The organism is Methylibium sp. T29 (assembly GCF_000576205.1).
GTDB classification, from domain to species: domain Bacteria; phylum Pseudomonadota; class Gammaproteobacteria; order Burkholderiales; family Burkholderiaceae_C; genus Methylibium; species Methylibium petroleiphilum.
In genome coordinates, this window is sequence record NZ_AZND01000388.1 from 1 (window position 1) to 2,385 (window position 2,385).

The following is a 2,385-nucleotide window of genomic DNA, read 5'->3' on the forward strand; positions in this document are numbered from 1 at the left end:
CGCGCCGGCCTGTTGACGGCGGCTCGGGAGGCGCAGGCCTGGCTCGGCCGCGAGGCCGGCCTGCAGGCCACGCTCGTCGACGCCCACACGCTCGAACTCGCCTTCGGCGGCACCGATGCCGACCAGGCGGCACTGCTGGCGCGCTTGATCGGCGCCGGCTTTGCCGTCAGCAGCTTCGCCGAGCGGCGCGAGAACCTGCAACAGAGCTATCTGCGCAGCGTGGCCGGCGCGGGAGCGGGCACATGATGCGCGCGCTGGCCGCCGGCAATCCGGAGTTCCAGCGCCAGCTCTGGCTGGAGTTCTCGCCCGCGCGGCTGCTCGGCATGCCGGCGGTGTTGGCGCTGGTGTTCGCCGCGGTCGGCCTGGCCGGGCCGTCGGCACTGCCGATGGTGGCGCAGGCCGGCTTCGTGCTGCTGGTGGGCTTCTACGGGGCGCGACTGGCGAGTGCCGCGCTGCTAGACGAGGTCAGCGAAGCCACGTGGGACGCCCAGCGCCTGTCCTCGTTGACGCCCTGGCAGCTGACCTGGGGCAAGCTGTTCGGCGGCACGCTGTTCGCGTGGTACGGCGGCATCATCTGCCTGGCGGTGTGGCTGGTGTCGAACGCCGTGCAGGGCCACGGCCTGTCGTGGTCGCTGCTGGTCGGCATGGTGGCGGCTGGCGTGGGTCTGCAGGCGGTGAGCCTGATCGTCGCGCTGGCGGCCTTGCGGCGCGGCGGACTGGCGGCGCGGCGCGGCGGGGCCTGGTGGATCGTGCTGCTGGTGGTGTTTCCGTGGTTCGGTGCGCTGCCGCGCCAGGTGTCGCCCGGTGAGGTGCTGTGGTGGGGCATGAGCTTCGAGGCCCCGGTGTTCTACGCGGCAACGGCCGTGATGTTCGCGGCCTGGGCTGTGCTCGGCGCCCAGCGGTTGATGGCCGGGGCGCTGCAACTGCCCTTGCGGCCGCAGGCCTGGCTGGGGTTCCAGGCGTGGCTCGCGGTGTTCGCTGCCGGGTTCTGGCCGGAGGGAAATCCGGTGTGGCGCGTGGGCTTCGCGCTGGCCGCCTGCGCCACCACCACCGCCTACCTCAGCCTCTTCATCGAGCCGCCTCGGCTCGACCTGTGGCAGCGCTTCGCCGCCCGCTGGCGCGCCGGCGGGGCGCTGGACGCCGCGACGCTGGAGCGGATGCCGCTGATGCTGGCGTCGCTGGTCCTGGCGCTCGGTGGTGGCCTGGTGGCCAGCGTGCTGGCACCCGATCCGCAGGCCGGGGGCATCGGCCGCGCGCTCGCGCTCGCTGGGTTGCCGCTGACCTGGGCCTTGCTGGCGCTGCGGGACCTTGCGCTCGCCTGCGCGATCCACTGGGGGCCGCGCGCGCGTCGGGCGGAGAGCACGACGCTGGTGGTGCTGGTGGTGCTGAACCTGGTGCTGCCCTGGCTGCTGCACGCGGCAGGGCTGTCCGCGCTGGCCGGCCTGCTGCAGCCGCTGGGTGCCGAAGGCGGCGGATGGCTGGGCGCCGGGATCGCCGCGCTGCAGGCGGCTGCAGCGGTGTTCGTCGCGCGCACCCGCTGGCGGCCGGCGGGGGCCTGATGGCGATGCAGCGACGGCGGCTGGGCCGCGTGGACTATGCGACGACCTTCGACGCGATGCGCGCCTTCACCGAGACGCGCACGCCGGGCACGCCCGATGAGCTGTGGCTGTGCGAGCACCCGCCGGTGTTCACCCAGGGACTGGCCGGCAAGGCCGAGCACGTGCTCGACGCGGGAGACATTCCGGTGATCGCCAGCAACCGCGGCGGCCAGGTGACCTACCACGGCCCCGGCCAGGTGGTGGCCTATCCGCTGGTCGATCTTCAGGCGCTGGGCATCTTCGTCAAGGAGTACGTGTTCCGCCTCGAGCAGGCGGTGATCAAGACGCTGGAAGGCTATGGCGTCACCGGTCACCGGGTCACGGGCGCGCCGGGCATCTACGTGAATCTCTGCGACCCCTTCGGCCACGGCGCGCTGCCGGGGCCGCCCGACCCGCGTGACCCCTGGCGTGGCATCGGCAAGATCGCCGCGCTGGGGATCAAGGTGTCGCGCCACTGCAGCTACCACGGTCTGGCGTTGAACGTGGCGATGGACCTGAGCCCCTATGAGCGCATCAATCCCTGCGGCTACGCCGGGCTGCGCACGGTCGATCTTTCTACAATCGGGGTCCCCGTCGATCCGGAACGCGCCGCCGCCGACCTCGGTGACCGGCTCGAGAGCTATCTCAGCCCCTGACACCGCGCGCCCACATCCCATGAACACGCTGCCCTCCACGCCGACCCCGGCCTCCGTCTCACCGTCGCCGGCTGCAGGTGCAGCGGCCTACGACCCGCTCGCCAAGCAGAAGGCGCAAGCCAAGACGGCGCGCATCCCGATCAAGGTGGTGG

At 72.6% G+C, this 2,385-nt stretch carries 2 protein-coding genes and 2 pseudogenes; all 4 read left to right on the plus strand.

All coding sequences use genetic code 11. The features are described from left to right. Positions 1 to 246, plus strand: a pseudogene (locus x551_RS21230) (ABC transporter ATP-binding protein); the annotation flags it as partial. Beyond that, complete coding sequence (locus x551_RS21235) at positions 243 to 1,559, plus strand: hypothetical protein (RefSeq protein ID WP_036251076.1); 1,317 nt, start codon at positions 243 to 245, stop codon at positions 1,557 to 1,559. The pseudogene x551_RS21230 and the gene x551_RS21235, both read left to right, overlap by 4 nt. Next, entirely contained in the window at positions 1,559 to 2,233 is a 675-nt protein-coding gene (gene lipB, locus x551_RS21240; RefSeq protein ID WP_036229964.1) for a lipoyl(octanoyl) transferase LipB, read from the plus strand. The genes x551_RS21235 and lipB overlap by 1 nt, the downstream gene beginning before the upstream one ends. Positions 2,234 to 2,252: 19 nt before the next feature. Beyond that, positions 2,253 to 2,385: pseudogene (locus x551_RS25595) on the plus strand (lipoyl synthase); the annotation flags it as partial.

Coding starts and splice junctions, on each gene's coding strand:
- lipB (WP_036229964.1), top strand. CDS start 1,559: ATGGCGATGCAGCGACGGCGGCTGGGCCGCGTGGACTATGCGACGACC.
- x551_RS21235 (WP_036251076.1), top strand. CDS start 243: ATGATGCGCGCGCTGGCCGCCGGCAATCCGGAGTTCCAGCGCCAGCTC.